Source organism: Sphingobium sp. V4, assembly GCF_029590555.1.
Lineage (GTDB): Bacteria > Pseudomonadota > Alphaproteobacteria > Sphingomonadales > Sphingomonadaceae > Sphingobium.
This window is the reverse complement of record NZ_CP081001.1, coordinates 1,010,857-1,025,195: the sequence shown is the minus strand read 5'-3', so window position 1 is coordinate 1,025,195 and position 14,339 is coordinate 1,010,857. Positions and strand designations below refer to the sequence as shown.

The 14,339-nt window shown below is 67.4% G+C and carries 15 protein-coding genes and 1 tRNA gene; 3 read left to right on the top strand and 13 right to left on the bottom strand.

The window, feature by feature from the left end; all coding sequences use genetic code 11:
* Positions 1–9: 9 nt before the first annotated feature.
* The 3 genes from K3M67_RS05400 (at position 10) to K3M67_RS05390 (ending at position 2,028) form a co-directional block, all read left to right on the top strand.
* Positions 10–1,386 carry a M20/M25/M40 family metallo-hydrolase gene (locus K3M67_RS05400; RefSeq protein WP_285832495.1) on the top strand — a complete coding sequence of 459 codons (1,377 nt, stop codon included), beginning with the start codon at positions 10–12 and terminating at the stop codon, positions 1,384–1,386.
* A gap of 157 nt (positions 1,387–1,543) precedes the next feature.
* On the top strand, positions 1,544–1,747 hold the full coding sequence (locus K3M67_RS05395; RefSeq protein WP_066861382.1) for a hypothetical protein: 204 nt from the start codon (positions 1,544–1,546) through the stop codon (positions 1,745–1,747).
* A gap of 204 nt (positions 1,748–1,951) precedes the next feature.
* Positions 1,952–2,028: transfer RNA gene (locus K3M67_RS05390), tRNA-Pro, on the top strand.
* A 1-nt stretch (position 2,029) separates the two neighbouring features.
* Here K3M67_RS05390 and K3M67_RS05385 read toward each other — a convergent pair.
* From K3M67_RS05385 to K3M67_RS05325, 13 genes are all read right to left on the bottom strand, one after another.
* Entirely contained in the window at positions 2,030–2,773 is a 744-nt protein-coding gene (locus K3M67_RS05385) for a prepilin peptidase (RefSeq protein ID WP_285832494.1), read from the bottom strand.
* Positions 2,770–3,492, bottom strand: coding sequence for a type II secretion system protein N (gene gspN / locus K3M67_RS05380; RefSeq protein ID WP_285832493.1), 723 nt, complete (start codon positions 3,490–3,492; stop codon positions 2,770–2,772). Before gspN ends, K3M67_RS05385 begins: the two co-directional genes overlap by 4 nt.
* Positions 3,489–3,977 (bottom strand): type II secretion system protein M, encoded by a 489-nt coding sequence (locus K3M67_RS05375; RefSeq protein WP_066855531.1) that lies wholly within the window; start codon positions 3,975–3,977, stop codon positions 3,489–3,491. The genes gspN and K3M67_RS05375 overlap by 4 nt, the downstream gene beginning before the upstream one ends.
* Positions 3,974–5,092 (bottom strand): type II secretion system protein GspL, encoded by a 1,119-nt coding sequence (gene gspL, locus K3M67_RS05370; protein ID WP_285832492.1) that lies wholly within the window; start codon positions 5,090–5,092, stop codon positions 3,974–3,976. Before gspL ends, K3M67_RS05375 begins: the two co-directional genes overlap by 4 nt.
* Complete coding sequence (gene gspK / locus K3M67_RS05365) at positions 5,089–6,078, bottom strand: type II secretion system minor pseudopilin GspK (RefSeq protein WP_285832491.1); 990 nt, start codon at positions 6,076–6,078, stop codon at positions 5,089–5,091. Before gspK ends, gspL begins: the two co-directional genes overlap by 4 nt.
* On the bottom strand, positions 6,071–6,814 hold the full coding sequence (gene gspJ / locus K3M67_RS05360) for a type II secretion system minor pseudopilin GspJ (RefSeq protein WP_285832490.1): 744 nt from the start codon (positions 6,812–6,814) through the stop codon (positions 6,071–6,073). The genes gspK and gspJ overlap by 8 nt, the downstream gene beginning before the upstream one ends.
* Positions 6,811–7,185, bottom strand: coding sequence for a type II secretion system minor pseudopilin GspI (gene gspI, locus K3M67_RS05355; protein ID WP_285832489.1), 375 nt, complete (start codon positions 7,183–7,185; stop codon positions 6,811–6,813). The genes gspJ and gspI overlap by 4 nt, the downstream gene beginning before the upstream one ends.
* A 22-nt stretch (positions 7,186–7,207) precedes the next feature.
* Complete coding sequence (locus K3M67_RS05350; RefSeq protein WP_353051174.1) at positions 7,208–7,654, bottom strand: GspH/FimT family pseudopilin; 447 nt, start codon at positions 7,652–7,654, stop codon at positions 7,208–7,210.
* 115 nt (positions 7,655–7,769) lie between these two features.
* A complete protein-coding gene (gene gspG / locus K3M67_RS05345) occupies positions 7,770–8,237 on the bottom strand; it encodes a type II secretion system major pseudopilin GspG (RefSeq protein WP_066856229.1) in 468 nt (155 codons plus the stop codon).
* A gap of 167 nt (positions 8,238–8,404) precedes the next feature.
* On the bottom strand, positions 8,405–9,622 hold the full coding sequence (gene gspF, locus K3M67_RS05340) for a type II secretion system inner membrane protein GspF (protein WP_066855543.1): 1,218 nt from the start codon (positions 9,620–9,622) through the stop codon (positions 8,405–8,407).
* Positions 9,615–11,156 (bottom strand): type II secretion system ATPase GspE, encoded by a 1,542-nt coding sequence (gene gspE / locus K3M67_RS05335; protein ID WP_285832487.1) that lies wholly within the window; start codon positions 11,154–11,156, stop codon positions 9,615–9,617. Before gspE ends, gspF begins: the two co-directional genes overlap by 8 nt.
* Positions 11,153–13,369, bottom strand: a complete 2,217-nt coding sequence (gene gspD / locus K3M67_RS05330) for a type II secretion system secretin GspD (RefSeq protein WP_285832486.1) — start codon at positions 13,367–13,369, stop codon at positions 11,153–11,155. Before gspD ends, gspE begins: the two co-directional genes overlap by 4 nt.
* Positions 13,366–14,208, bottom strand: a complete 843-nt coding sequence (locus tag K3M67_RS05325; protein WP_285832485.1) for a type II secretion system protein N — start codon at positions 14,206–14,208, stop codon at positions 13,366–13,368. The genes gspD and K3M67_RS05325 overlap by 4 nt, the downstream gene beginning before the upstream one ends.
* Positions 14,209–14,339 lie beyond the last annotated feature (131 nt).

Below are 14,339 nucleotides of genomic sequence, written 5' to 3'. Positions count from 1 at the left end.
CCTTCATCCATGCAGAAAATCCGATCGGGTCCGCTCGCCGCCCTCCTCCTTGGCAGCATCCTCACCCCCTCCCTCTCCTTCGCCGCTCCGGCCGCCAGCAGCGGCGCGATTCGGGAATCGGCGCTCAAGGACGATGTCGCCTGGGACTTTACCGAAGGGCTGACGACGGAAGTCGGCCCGCGCCCCGCCGGCACGCCGCAGGAAGCGCGCGCCCGCGACTGGGCCGTCGCGAAGCTCAAGGCGCTGGGCTTCTCGAACGTCCGGGCCGAATCCTACACCATGCCCGTCTGGGTGCGCGGGCGCGACGAAGCGCGCATCCTCTCCCCCTTCCCGCAGACACTGGTCCTGGCGGCGCTGGGCAACAGCGGATCGACCAGCGACAAGGGGCTTGAGGGCGAGGTCGTCTATTTCCAAAGCATCGCCGACCTGGAGGCCGCGCCGGATGCGAGCCTCAAGGGCAAGATCGCCTTTGTCGATCATGGCATGAAGGCGACGCAGGACGGTTCCTCCTACGGCTATTTCGGGGCCGCGCGGCGGCAGGGACCGAGCATCGCGTCGAAGAAGGGCGCAATCGCCATTTTGATCCGGTCGATCGGCACCGACCATCATCGCGTGCCGCATACCGGCGTCCAGATGTGGGCCGAAGGCGCGACGCCGATCCCGGCCGCCGCGCTCTCCGTACCCGACGCCGAGCAACTCGCGCGCGTCGTCAAGCGGGGCCAGCCGGTGACGCTCCATCTTACCCTGACGTCCAGGATGCTGAAGGACCAGCCATCGGGCAATGTCGTCGCCGAAATTCCGGGCAGCGACCCGTCGGCGGGTCTGGTCGTGGCGGCCTGCCATCTCGACAGCTGGGACCAGGGCACCGGCGCGATCGATGACGCGACGGGCTGCGCCATCGCTGCCGCCTCCGCGCTTCAGGTCGCCAAGGCCGGGCAACCCCGCCGCACCATCCGCGTGCTGATGGCCGGCGCGGAAGAAGTCGGCGGCGATGGCGCGCGCGCCTATTACAAGGCGCATGGGTCCGAGAAACATGCGCTGGCGATCGAATCGGATTTCGGTGCGGATCGAATCTGGCGGGTCGATTTCAAATTGCCCAAGGGCCATGAGGCCTTGTCCCGTCGGATCGCGCAGGCGCTCGCCCCGCTCGGCGTGGGCGCCGGCACGCAGGAAGCGGGCGGCGGCGCAGACATCGCGCCGCTGGTCAAGGCCGGGGTTCCGGTCATTGATCTGCAACAGGATGGCACCCGCTATTTCGACCTGCACCACACGCCGGACGATACGCTGGACAAGGTCGATCCCGAGCAGCTGCGCCAGAATGTCGCCGCGTGGTCGGTGACGCTGGACCTTGTCGCCAATGCCTCAGAAACATTGAGCGCTAACTGAACTTTTATAGTAGACAACACTCCGTCGCGTGATTCTGCCGCTTCACCGACGCAGAAAAGCATTGATTTGTGCAGCGCACACGTTAATGCGGGTCGCTCGCGTAGGGCCACATTTGTAACGTGCCAGACGCGGCATAATGCTATGGGAGCCGTACACAATGAAGAAGATCGCAGTTGTTTTCGCTTCGGCCAGCCTGATGGCCCTCGCCGCTTGCGGTGAGAAGCCGGCCAACGAGACCGCGAACGCTTCGAACGCTGTCGTCGAAAACGTCGTCGAAAACGCCGTCAACGCTGCTGACAACGCCGCGAACGCCGCTGAAAACGCCGCGAACGCGACGAACAACGTTGCGAACGCGATGTAATCTTCGCGCTAGCGAGATTTTCGAAGGGCGGGTCCGAAAGGGCCCGCCCTTTTCATTTGGACCGAATGTTTCGCATTTCGCCGGGAATGACGACCCTGTTGGGGTTTCCGGGCGTATCGATCCCGATAATTCTGCTTTTGTGGCAGTTGTTCCGCCGATCGCCGATTGACGGCACGCGCGCTTCCCCGCTAAGGCCGCCGCATTCGGGGAGTAGCGCAGTCTGGTAGCGCGCCTGCTTTGGGAGCAGGATGTCGCAGGTTCGAATCCTGTCTCCCCGACCACTCACATCATCAGGCGCGAAGCGACCAGCCAGCCGGGCAGCGCTGCGCCGGCCAGGAAAGTGCCGAGCGGTACGCGCGCCGTGGCCTGCCGCGCCCGCCCCGACACCAGCATGACCGCCAGTCCGACCGACGACGCGATCAGAAGGATGAAGGGCAGCGCCTGCCATCCGAACCAGGCGCCCAGCGCGCCCAGCAGCTTGGCGTCGCCCAGCCCCAGGCCGTCCCGCCCCCGCAGCGCCCGATAGCCGAGCGCGATGGCCAGCAACAGGCCATAGCCGATCGCCGCACCGATGATCCGGTCGGCCAGAATCACGTCGCTCGCCCAGAGTCCCAGCGTCAGCCCCATAAAGGCGAGCGGCAGCGTCAGCGCATCGGGGAGCCAGAAATGGCGCCAATCGAGAATCGCCAGGGTCAGCAGCACCCAGCCGCCGCACATCCAGCCGATCCCGCCCGGATCCGGCCTGAAACCCAATGCCAAAGCTCCGATGATCGCACAGCCGGCCTCCACCCGCCCATGCAGCGGATCGATCCGCGCGCCGCAGGTCCGGCAGCGGCCGCCGCTCAGCAGCGCACTGACCATCGGTACCAGATCGCTGGCAGTCAGCGTCCGGCCGCACCCGTCACAGGCGGAGCGCCCGCGCATGACGCTGCGCCCCTGCGGCCAGCGCAGGATCAGGGTCGCGAGGAAACTGCCGATGATCGCGCCGGCCAGCGCGCCGATCAACGCCGCTACCGGCTGGATCACAGCGTGCCTTCGACCTTCAGCACCTGGGCATTGCCGACGCTGGCGAAACCGGCCTGACCCAGCGCGCCGGTCAGGGCGGGATCGGCGGTTTCGACCCGCATTTCCGCAGTATATCGGCCTGATCGCCAGATACGCAGATTGATTTTCTCCAGGCCGGACTGGCTGACCAGCGCCAGGAGCAGCGCATCGCCGTCACACGCCACCGCGCCCGACAGCCCCTGGCTGAGGTTCAGCCCCGGAAACTGCCCGGCCATGCGCGCGCGGACCCGCCCTTCGGCATGGCCGCACCGGTCGCCGCGATAATAAGCGCTGACATCGTCCAGCATCAGGCCGCCGACCGGCAGCGGCGCAAAACTGCGGCCCAGGGGCACCGCGCCGGTCACGTCGTCCACGCCGACCCGGCCGAAGCCGACCGTCAACGCCCCCTTGATATCGTCGGCCAGCCCCTGGCTTCGGGCGATGTCGAAGCGGGCGCGGCCCACCAGCAGAGAGACGGGCGAAAGACCCGCCCGCACGCTGCCCATAGGCATATCGCCGAGCATCAGCTGCTCGATCCGCCCGTTCCACACCGTGCCCCGCACGTCCCGCGCGGCGACGCCCAGCCGCTCAAGCCCGGCAAGGCCGAGCGCGACGCGCATCGGCAGAAACAGCAGAAGTCCGACGAGCAGGACCAGGATCAGTGCAATCCGGCTGCGGCGTGACAGATGGAGGCCCATCATTGCCCCTCCCCCCGCACCAGCACCGCCTGCACCGACACGCTGCCAACCGTGGGCGACGGGCGCGCACTCATCGTTTCCACGCGCACGCCCTGCGCCTCGAGCTGCGACAGCCAGGAAAGAAGCGCAATCGGCCGGACCGATGCGATGGCGATGTCCATCCGGTCATTGCCCTGCGCCTGTGCACGCTCCAGCGTCAGCCCGGCCTCGCCGGCGCCCTGGCCGACAAACTGGTCTAGCGGGGTTGCCGGACCGCTGTTCACAGGCGTGCGGGGCAGCGCCTTCAACTGCTTCACCGCCGCACGGATGGCGGCATTGCGATCGGTCGCTTCGGCCATGGAGTCTCGCGCGCTCCTCTGCGCGCGATCGAGCGGCATGGCGACCCCGAACCACAGGATCACCCCGGCCAGCAGCACGAACATGACGCCCAGCAGATAGTGTTCGCGGGCGGAACGCTCCGCCCAGTAAGTGGCTATTCGTTCCATCATGACCGCACCGTGATGTCCGCCAGCGTCCGCCCGCCCGGATCCTGCGACGGGGTGGCCGTGATCGTGAAGCCGGACGCCTGCAACGCCAGCAAGACTATGTTGATGTCATCCGACCTGGCCGCCGCCAGCGTCGCGCGAACCATGCCGTCGGGGTCACGCGACAGGCTGGTCAGCGCGACGCCCGGCGCGTCCTGCATTGCGGCGAGAAGGCCCGAAACCGGCGCGGTGAAGGCGCGGCCGCCTGCACCGCGCGCCGCCAGCCTCGCTTCCATCTCGACCTGCGCCTGCGCGGCATCGGTGGCGTTGGGCAGTACCTGCTGCGCCAGGGCCAGGCTTTCCCCGTCGAGCCTGCTCGCTTCCATATGCTGGCGGGCGATCGTGACGAGCGCGATCAGCAGGCTGACCAGCAGGAGCAGCCCGCTCCACAGCGCGATGCGACCGATCGCCATGCGGTCGACCGCACGCCGCACCCGCTTGGCAAACTCGCCCTGTCGCAGATCGAGCGGCGGCGCATCGAGCGCGGCGATCGCGCGGCCCTCGATCGCCCCCGGATCGGCGTCTACGATGGGCGCATCGCCGATCAGTTCGGGCAAGGCCATGTCGGCGGGCAGCGCCATGTCCACGCCGCGCAGCATTGCGTTCCCGCCCACCACGCCACGGGTCAGCCCCTTGTCCGGCTCCGGCAACAGCAGTGGCGCAGGGACGATGATGTCCGGGTCCAGGCCATGATGCTGCGCCCAGAGCAACCAGTGCTGCATGTCGGCGCGGCTGGCGACCGCCACCACATACGGCCGCGCCGGATCGTCATTCTCGTCGGTAGCGGCGAACAGCTGGTCGGCCGGCAGCAGTCCTGCCGCCAGCGCGGTCAGTCGCGATGCCGCCCGCCCCTGCCGCGCGGGCAGGTCGGGATGGGCTATCCAGTGCAACGTCACCAGCGCGGCCGGCGGCACCAGCAGCACGCGAGCCTGCTCCGGCAGCGCGGCGATCCCGCACGCAGCGAGCCAGTTTGCGCCTTCGCCCGTCCGAACCGGCGCGCCATCCACCACCCGCGTCCAGCGCGCGGGCGCGGTTTCCGCCTCGGGCAGAAAGACGATCAGGGCATCGCGGCTGCTCATGCACCTGCCCCCCAACTGCGCCGCACCAATATCGCCGGGCTTTGCCGCGCGTCGATCAGCGCCCGCTCCACCAGTTGCGTTCCCCCGACATCCACAGAAACCTCTACTCCGAAAAATCCTGTCGTCATTTTGACCTGTTCCGACACTTCGGTCATCGGCGACAGGCCGGCGAGCGAAGGCAAGGCCCAGAATTGCACCGTCCCGCCGTAGCCGTCCGCAGGCCGCTGCGCCAGCAATTGCCGTGCCTGCGCGACGCTCATTTCCCCTGGCAACAGCATGGCGACGAGCGGCGCCTGATCGGGCAGCAGCGTATTGATGTTGATCGGCGACAAATCCGTGACCGGCAGCGCGCATATCCAGGGTTTGACCAGATCATAGATGGCCGGCGTGATCCCCGCCACCGCCCGCAACTCGCTGGGATCGACCATCATGCGGTTCGCCGCGCGATAGGGACGCTCGGCCTGCGCATAAAGATCATCCTCCGCTCCGCCCGGCTGCGGCACGGCATCGCTGTCAATCCAGTCGGCAAGACTGGCGGACGCCGCCTGCGCCTGCCGCGCGTCGACGCCCAGCGCCTGGAGCAGCGCCTGGAACTGGGTGACGCCGATGGGGCGGACCTGAAGCGCGGCCTCATTCTCGCCGCTAACCACGCTGTTGAGGTTGAAGCAGTTGCTGCCGTCGGTGACGCGCGCGGTCGCAACGCCGCCGGGCACCGGGATCGCCTGCGGCGCGCCCATCCATCCCCCCGCCAGCGTCATCTTCGTGGGATTGGACGCGACCAGATCGCCGATCCGCAGCCGGGCGATCTCGGTCCCCGCATCGGCATAGGCCCGCGCTTGGTCGACCGCGCCGCCATTGCCCGTCATGCGCGTGGCCAGCGCCAGCCGCTCCAGCGCGCCGGCGGCGACCACCGCCATCACCGCCACCAGCAGCAGCACGGTCAGCAGCGCTGCGCCCGCCTCGGCTTTCCTGCGGGGATCAGGCACCGCCCGCTCCTGCCGTTTCGGCGGGCTTTTCCGCCGGACCGGGCGCGACGAGGAACTGCAGCGTCACCGCCGGCTCGCCGGTGCGCGTCACGCTCATCTCCACCGCTTTCGGCAGCAGGTCGGGCTGAGTCGGCGTCCAGTCTTCGCGCCATTCGCCCTGGGCGTCGCGAAACCGCAGCGTCACCGCCTCGACATTCTCCAGCAGCGCGGCGGGATCATCGCCCGCCGCCCCATCCAGTTGCGCGTAGGTCCGCCGCTCCAGCCGCCCCTGGCGCACCCAATATTCGACCTTCTGCAAGGAAGGACGCGGCAGATCGCCCAGATTGTCCCAGCCGCCGCGAACGAACTGCATCACCGGCTGGCCTTCGCCACCGTCATGCGCCCAGAAAGCCGGCGCAAGCGTCCCCGCCTCGGTCCGGGTGATGCGTGGCACCGCCTGACCCAGATCGCCGGCCAGCGCCCCGCCGGCACGCTGCACCGCCGCCATGTCGTCCAACCGCGCCTTGACCTGCGCCTGCGCGGACACGCTGTTGCCCAGCAGCAGTACGCCCGCCGCCGCCAGCATGGCGAAGATCATGAGCGCGACGAGCAGTTCGATCAGCGTGAAGCCCTGTTGGGCGGAACGGGGGGAAGCCGTGAAGCCCTGTTGGGCGGAACGCGCGGAAGGCGTCTTTTCGTCGCCTCCGTTCGTTTCCAGCGAAGCCAACGGAACAGGTGACCGGTCGATGCCCATCACTCGACAACCCGGATGAAACTCAAGACCACGGGCGAGGCGCCCGGCTGGCCGTCGATGGTCAGGTCGACCTGCAACAGACGCTTGTCGTCCGTGGCCCTCACGCTGCGGCTCCAGTGCCAACGCCGACCGCCATTTTCGACCTCGCCATCCTGCTCGCCGATCGAAGGCGGCGCGGGGTCCGTCTGCGCCTCGACCATCAGGTTGCGCGCGACGATCTGGCCCAGCGCCTTGCTGTCGAGGTCCGCCGCCGTCCGCAGCGTCACGCCCTGCAAGCGTACCAGTGCCAGCGCGGCCAGGCTGAACACTGCCAGGGCGACCAGCATTTCGAGCAGCGTGAAGCCGTGTTCGGCGGAAGTCCGTAAGGGGGGCAAACCCGCGTCGCTCTTGTCGCCTCTAGCCACCGACCATGACCTTCCCCGCCATGTCGACGGTCACGGACACACGCTCGCCCTCGCGCGCCAGCGTCACGGTCAGCGGATCAGTGGGAAGGCCGGTGCCGTCAAACGCGATCTGCTGGCGTCCGTCCTTGCCCACCAGTGCGCGCGTGCCGCTTTTCCAGTTGGCGGTGCCAAAGGGCTTGTCCTCTATCTCCGCCCACTGGCCGCCCTCGCGGCGCTGGAAGCCATAGCCGGAGGCGGACACCCAAAGCCCCATGGGGCGTGCGGTGACGACCGCTTCGTCGCGCGCGGCGGCGACGCGCGCGGCGAAGCGGTCGGCATCCTCGATCACCCGGCCACGCGGGTCGGGGATGGCGAGTATGACGGCAGCCGAAATGAAGCCGATGATCGTCAGCACGACCATCAGTTCCAACAGCGTGAAGCCTTGTTGAGCGGAACGCACCGCAAGCGTGAAGCTCTGCTGGGCAGAACGTCCCAAAAGCGTGACGCCGCGCCCGCTGGCACGCGAGCGCGTCCCCGCGAAGGCAGCGCCCCGCCGCCCCATGCGTCGCCTCGCTTCAGAGTTCGCTGGAGAAGATGTCCGCATTCTCATTCTCGCCACCCGGCTGGCCATCGGCGCCCAGCGAGCTGATGTCGAACGCGCCCCGGCGCCCCGGCACGTTGTAGAGATAGGCGCGACCCCACGGATCGTCAGGCAGCTTCTTGATATAGCCGCCGCGCCGGTAGCGCTGGGGCTGGGCCAGCGATGCCGGCGGGTTGAGCAGCGCCTGCAAGCCGTCGCTCGCTGCCGGATAGGTCAGATTGTCGAGCCGATATTGCTCCAGCGCCTGCTCGATGGTCGAAATATCAGCCTTGGCCTTCTCGATCCGGGCGGTGTCGGTCGCGGGAATGACGTTGATCGCCACGATCGTCGCCAACAGGCCGATAATGACGATCACGACCATCAGTTCGACCAGAGTGAAGCCGTGTTCGGCGGAACGCTTCGAAAATGTGAAGCCGTGTTCGGCGGAACGCCTCGAAGACATGAGGCCGATTTCGGCGGAACGCCTCACGCGGGTGAAACCAGCTTCACCGGACCTCTTGTCACCGTTCGTCCTCAGGCTGTCGAAGGGCCTCACTTTCTTATCGAAGAAGGAAAGGGCTTCGGCAAGCTCGGCCCGAAGGGATTTTCGTTTGAACATATTCAACTCCTTCAAGCCCCGGTCAGGCTTTGCAGCTGCAAGATCGGCAGCAGGATGGACAGGATGATGACGGCGACGATGCCGCCCATCAGTATGATGATCACCGGCTCCAGCATCGCAAGCGCTGTGGAGGTGAAGCTGTCAAATTCGCGCTCCAGATAGTCGGCGGCGCGTTCCAGCATCGTATCGAGCCGCCCCGCGCTTTCGCCGCTCGCCGCCAGATAGACAAGCAGGGGCGGAAAGACGCCCGCCCGGCGCAGCGCCGCCGACAGACTGCCACCGCCCCGGATCGCCTCGACAATCTCGTCCGACGCCTTGCGCAGAACGCGATTATGCACGGTGTTGGCAGTCAGCGACAGGCCTTCCATCAACGGCAGGCGGCTCGCCACCATGGTAGAAAGCGTCCGCGCCATTCGCGCGGCATGTAAGTCGCGAATCAACCGCCCCAGCAGGGGCAGGCCCAGCAGCATCGCATCGAAACGATAGCGGAAACTCTCGACCTTCATCGCGCGCCAGAACCCGGCTCCGGCCAGCAGCAGCAGGATCAGCAGCAGCCACCAATAGCCGGCGAGGAAAGCCGACACGCCCATCACCAGCCGAGTCAGCAACGGCAGTTCCTGGCCGACAGTATCGAACTGCTCGACCACCTTGGGCACGACGAAGATCATCAGCGCGGCCACCACGCAGACGGCAAAGGCCGCCAGGACGGAGGGATAGGCGATGGCGGTCAGCACCTTGGACCGAATCACCGCCTGCCGTTCCATCAGGTCGGACAGGCGCTCCATGATCGTCGGCAGGCTGCCAGAGCTTTCGCCGGCCGAGATCATCGCCCGATAGAGGGGCGGAAAGCTCTTCGGCTCCGCGCCCAGCGCATCGGCCAGCCGCCGCCCCTCCAGCACGCCCGAATGCACCTTGCCCACGATCGCGCGGACATGGGCCTGTTCGCTCTGGCGGCCAATCGTCCGCAGCGATTCCTCCAGCGGGCTGACCTGGATCAGCGTCGACAGCTGGCGGGTGAAGAGAGTCAGTTCCTTGGCGCTGAGGCGCGGCGCCCGCAGCGACAGGCCCGCGCGCTTGCGCGCTGCCTCGACCGCGCCCGGCTCCAACCGCACGACGAACAGCTTGCGCGCGTCCAGCCTGGCGCGCGCATCGTCGATCGTCTCGGCCCTGATCGCGCCCTTGCGCTCCTTGCCCGCCGGGTCGATCGCTACATAGTCGAAATCAGCCATCGGTGATGGTTTCCACCTCGGTCGCGTCGCGGCGCGACACGCGGATGGCTTCTTCCGCCGTGGTCTGGCCGTCGCGCACCAGCGCGCGCGCCGCCGACCCCAGGTTCGGCGCATTCAGGAAGGCATGGCGCGCGATCAGCGATTCATCGCCACCGTCGTTGATCAGGCGGCGGATCGTGTCGTCGACGCGGATGGCCTCGAACACGCCGATCCGTCCCTTGTAGCCGGTGCCGCTGCACTGGTCGCAGCCACGCGCCTTGTAGATGATGGTGCCCGGATCGAAGCCCAGCAGCGCACTGGCCGACTTGTCCGCCTGCACCGGCTCGCGACAATGCTGGCAGAGGCGGCGCACCAGCCGCTGCGCGATCACCGCGCGCAAGGTGGACGCCAGCAGGAATGGCTCGACCCGCATGTCCCGCATCCGGGTAATCGCGCCGACGGCATCATTGGTATGCACGGTGGACAGCACCAGATGCCCCGTCAGCGACGCCTGCACCGCGATCTCGGCCGTCTCCCGGTCGCGGATTTCGCCGACCATCACCACGTCCGGGTCCTGGCGCAGGATGGCGCGGAGCCCCGCCGCGAAGGTCAGGCCGACCTTGGCGTTGACCTGCGTCTGGCCGACACCCTCGATCGCATATTCGACCGGGTCTTCCACCGTCAGGATATTGCGCGACCCATCGTTCAGCTGGCGCAGGCCCGCATAGAGCGTCGTCGTCTTGCCCGAACCGGTCGGACCGGTGACCAGGATGATGCCGTTCGGCTCGCTCAACCCTTCGCGGAAGATGCGATCGGGCGCGCCGGTCATGCCCAGCAGATCCAGGTTCATGCCCGCATTCTCCTTGTCGAGAATACGCAGCACCACCCGTTCGCCCGCCCGGCTCGGCAGGGTCGAAACACGCACGTCGAGCAGCTTCCCGCCCAGGGTCAGGCCGATGCGTCCGTCCTGCGGCACACGCCGCTCGGCAATGTCCAGCCGCGCCATCACCTTGATGCGGCTGACCACCACCGGCGCAACGTGCGGCGGCATCCGCAGCGTCTCGCGCAGCACGCCGTCGATCCGCATCCGCACGACCAGGCCCGTCTCATAGGGCTCGATATGAATGTCCGACACGCCCTGCCGCGCGGCCTCGGCGATGATGCCGTTGATCAGGCGGATGGCCGGGGCATCGTCCGCGCTGTCGAGCAGGTCGTCGGCGGTCGGAATATCGGCGGCCAATATGTCCAGTTCGTCCGCGCCGACCTCCAGCGATCCCGCCATCGCCGCCGCGCTGCCTTCCATCGCATAATGGTCGGACAGGTGGCGGTCGAACTGCGCAGCCTCGACGAAACGCACGTCGAAACTGCGCGCCAGATGCCGCCGCACTTCCAGCAGGACACGCGGGTCGCTGCCCTCGCGCACTGCGATGGTCAGCCGGTCGTCCTCGGGCGGCAGCAGCACGACGCCATGCTTGCGCGCGAAGCTGTAGGGAATGTCGATCGGACGCGGCGGGATGACCGGGGAAATAACTTCGCCCTGATCCGTGTCGCTCACTTCTTTTCTCCGCCTGGCGGTATCTCGACCGGCCGCACGACGCCGCTCGACTGGCGGACAGTCGGCTCGATGACCTGCGGCGCCGTGGCGGCCGGCTGCACCACCGCATCGCCCGGCAGTGGCGCGGCGATCGGCGGGGCGGCGCCCATATAGTCGCGCACCAGTTCGTCGATCGTCGGCTCCGCATCGGGATCGCGCTGCAACTGCATCCCGCGAATATAGCCATAGCGCTGCTGCGTCAGCTTCTGCGCATCCTCCTTGGACCGCAGTATCGTGGGCCGGATGAAGACCATGAGGTTGGTCTTGGTCCGGCTCTTGCTGCGCGACTTGAACAATTCGCCAAGGCCGGGAATGTCCGACAGCAGCGGGATGCGCTCGATCGTCTTGCGCTCATTATCGTCCAGCAGCCCGCCCAGCGCGAGGATTTCGCCATCGTCGACCGTCACGGTCGTCTCGATCTCGCGCTTGTTGATGATGAGGTCGCTGTTGCTGTTCGAAACCGGCCCGGCTACGCTCGAAACTTCCTGCTTCAGGAACAGCTTGATCGCGCCGCCCGTATTGATCTGCGGCTTCACCTCCAGCTTGATGCCGACATCCTGCCGCTGCACGGTCCGGAACTGATTGTCGAAATTCTGGCTCAGCGCCTCGCCGGTCGTGATCGGCACCTGCTGGCCCACCAGGATCGAAGCCTTCTGGTTATCCAGCGTCATGACGGACGGCGTGGACAGCAGGTTGCTTTCCGTGTCGGACTTTACCGCATTGATGATCGCGCCGAAAATGCCGTTGCCGCCGATGCTGCCGCCCAGCCCCGCGATCGCGCCGGTCGCGCTTTGCAGACTGCTGACCGCCGCCTGCTGGAGCGTGCTGGCGAGATCGCTGTTGGTCTGCGTCTCGGTCGTCGTGGTGGAGCCGTCGGCCGCCACCACTGTCGTCTTGGTCGTGCCCAGCCGGTCGGCCGCCACCGCCCCCGCCAGTGTCAGCAGATTGGGCGAGGCGTTGCTGTAATTGGTCGCGGCAAAGCCGGTCGACGTGCTGCCGATCAGGAACTGGACGCCCAGCTTCTTGGCGGCGGCGTCGCTGATCTCGACGATGATCGCTTCCACCAGCACCTGCTCGCGACGGGTGTCGATCTGGCGGATCGTCTCGCCCAGCATCCGCTGCACGTCGCTGTTGGCGGCGACGATGATGGCGTTGGCGCCTTCATAGCGGGTGACGATCGCCGGGCCACGCGTCGAAATGCCGCTGCCGGATGATGACGATGAGGAGGAGGATGGCGCCGCCACCGCGACCGCCGCCTGCGATGCGGGTGCAGCCCCCTGCCCGCCCGCCGCCGGGGTGGACGCCGTCACCGGCTGGCTGCTCGACTGGCCGATCAGTTGCTGCAACACCGGCAGCAGCTTTTCCGCGTCGGCATATTCCAGCCAGTAGACGCGGATTTCGGTTCCGCTCGCAGCCTGCCGGTCCAGTTCGCGCGCCATGTTGGCCAGCCGCGCGACGGTGTTGGCGTCACCCCGGATCGCCACCGCATTGCTGCTGTCGATCGGCACCACCGTCGCGGCGGCGGGCGCGGCATTCTCGCCGCTGCCGCCGCTGCCGACCAGCGCCTGGAGCGAGGTCGCGATCTCGCGCGCGCCGGCATTTCTGAGCGTCACCATCTGCGTCGCTGCCGTATCGCGATCGATCCGGGCGATCACCTGGCGGATGCGCGCGATATTGTCGGCATAGTCGGCCACGACCACGCTGTTTCCGGCCCGGTTGGCCGTGACCGACCCGTCCTTGCTGACCAGGGGGCGCAGCGTTTCCAGCGCGCTCGCCGCGTCGATCGAGCGCAGGCGGAAGACTTCGGTGACGAAGCTGTTGCGGTTCGCCGCCCTCCCTACGCCGCTCGGCTGGCCCGCCGCGCCGTCCGCCGGCTGGATGCGATAGGCGCCGCCCGGCGCCGGCACCGCGACCAGGCCATTGGCGCGCAGGGTCGACAGGAAAATCTCGAAATATTCGGATCGGCTCAACGGCCGGTCGGTCACGACCGACACCTTCCCCTGCACCCGATTGTCGATGATGAAGGTGCGGCCGGTGACGCGCGCCGCATCCTGGATGAAGGCTCGGATGTCGGCGTCACGCACGTTGAGCGTCTGTTGCGCCAGCACGGGCGTGGCGATGGGCGCAGCAAGTGCAAGGGCCATGGCGGCAGAGAGGAGGAGTTTTCGGGTCATTGGCCTTGCACTATGATGTTGACGGAGGCGACGGCGGCGCCGCGCTCGACGGTCAGGGCAAGCCGCGCGCCAGGCGCGATCCTGCTCTGGATATTCTGCATGGTGGCGACGGGCTGGCCATCGACCTGGGTCACGATGTCGCCCGGCTTGAAACCGGCATTGGCGAAGGCCGGTCCCCTGGACAGGACGGCCAGTCCGGTCACGCGGCCATTCTGCATCCGGGGGACAAAGCCGATGTCGCGCTTCAGGCTGTCGGCCGTGGGCGCATCCACGCCGGGAGGCGCGGGCGGTGGCGGCGCGGCGCTCTGCCAGCCTTCGCCCGATGCCGGGACAGGCGTCGCTGCGGAGGGCGCAGGGATCGACTGGTCGAGGAAGACCTGCTCCGCCGCGCCGCCCCGGTCGATCGTCACATGGTCGAAGGCAACCGCCTTCAACACCACGCCGGGCAATATCTCGTCGCCGACCGCAAAGCTGTTCTGCACACCGTCGGGTGTCGCGATGATCGCCGATCCCAGTCCCGATCCTTCATTGAGGCGGATGCCGTAGACGGTCAGCGCCAGCGAAGTGACGACGCCGCCCCCCGCCTGCTGCGGCGCATCGGACCGGAAAAAGGGATCGAAACTGGCGAACAGGGCCGTCCGCGCGCTGGACGAAAGAAGCTGTGCCTGCCGGCCTTCCCAAAGGCCGAAACTGCCGACCGGCGTCAACAGCACCCAGATGAACCGCACGACCTGCAACGCCAGCAGCGCCAGCAACGCGCGCTCTCCCAGCTTCAGCCAGTCGATCGACGGCACGCCTGTTTTCAGGCCCCGGACTTTGTCGCCAAACGGCACGCGCATGATATTGGATCGCCCCCTCGAAGTCCCGCCTGCCTGCTAGGCACATCTTCTTACTCTGAAATGACACTTATGTGACCATAATATGACAGGCAGGACGACAAGGAAGGATGCTTGCATTTCGTGCCGTCAAC

Coding starts and splice junctions, on each gene's coding strand:
- gspD (WP_285832486.1), bottom strand. CDS start 13,369: ATGACCCGAAAACTCCTCCTCTCTGCCGCCATGGCCCTTGCACTTGCT.
- gspL (WP_285832492.1), bottom strand. CDS start 5,092: ATGAGCAGCCGCGATGCCCTGATCGTCTTTCTGCCCGAGGCGGAAACC.
- K3M67_RS05375 (WP_066855531.1), bottom strand. CDS start 3,977: ATGATGGAACGAATAGCCACTTACTGGGCGGAGCGTTCCGCCCGCGAA.
- gspN (WP_285832493.1), bottom strand. CDS start 3,492: ATGATGGGCCTCCATCTGTCACGCCGCAGCCGGATTGCACTGATCCTG.
- gspF (WP_066855543.1), bottom strand. CDS start 9,622: ATGGCTGATTTCGACTATGTAGCGATCGACCCGGCGGGCAAGGAGCGC.
- K3M67_RS05395 (WP_066861382.1), top strand. CDS start 1,544: ATGAAGAAGATCGCAGTTGTTTTCGCTTCGGCCAGCCTGATGGCCCTC.
- K3M67_RS05400 (WP_285832495.1), top strand. CDS start 10: ATGCAGAAAATCCGATCGGGTCCGCTCGCCGCCCTCCTCCTTGGCAGC.
- gspG (WP_066856229.1), bottom strand. CDS start 8,237: ATGTCTTCGAGGCGTTCCGCCGAACACGGCTTCACATTTTCGAAGCGT.
- K3M67_RS05325 (WP_285832485.1), bottom strand. CDS start 14,208: ATGCGCGTGCCGTTTGGCGACAAAGTCCGGGGCCTGAAAACAGGCGTG.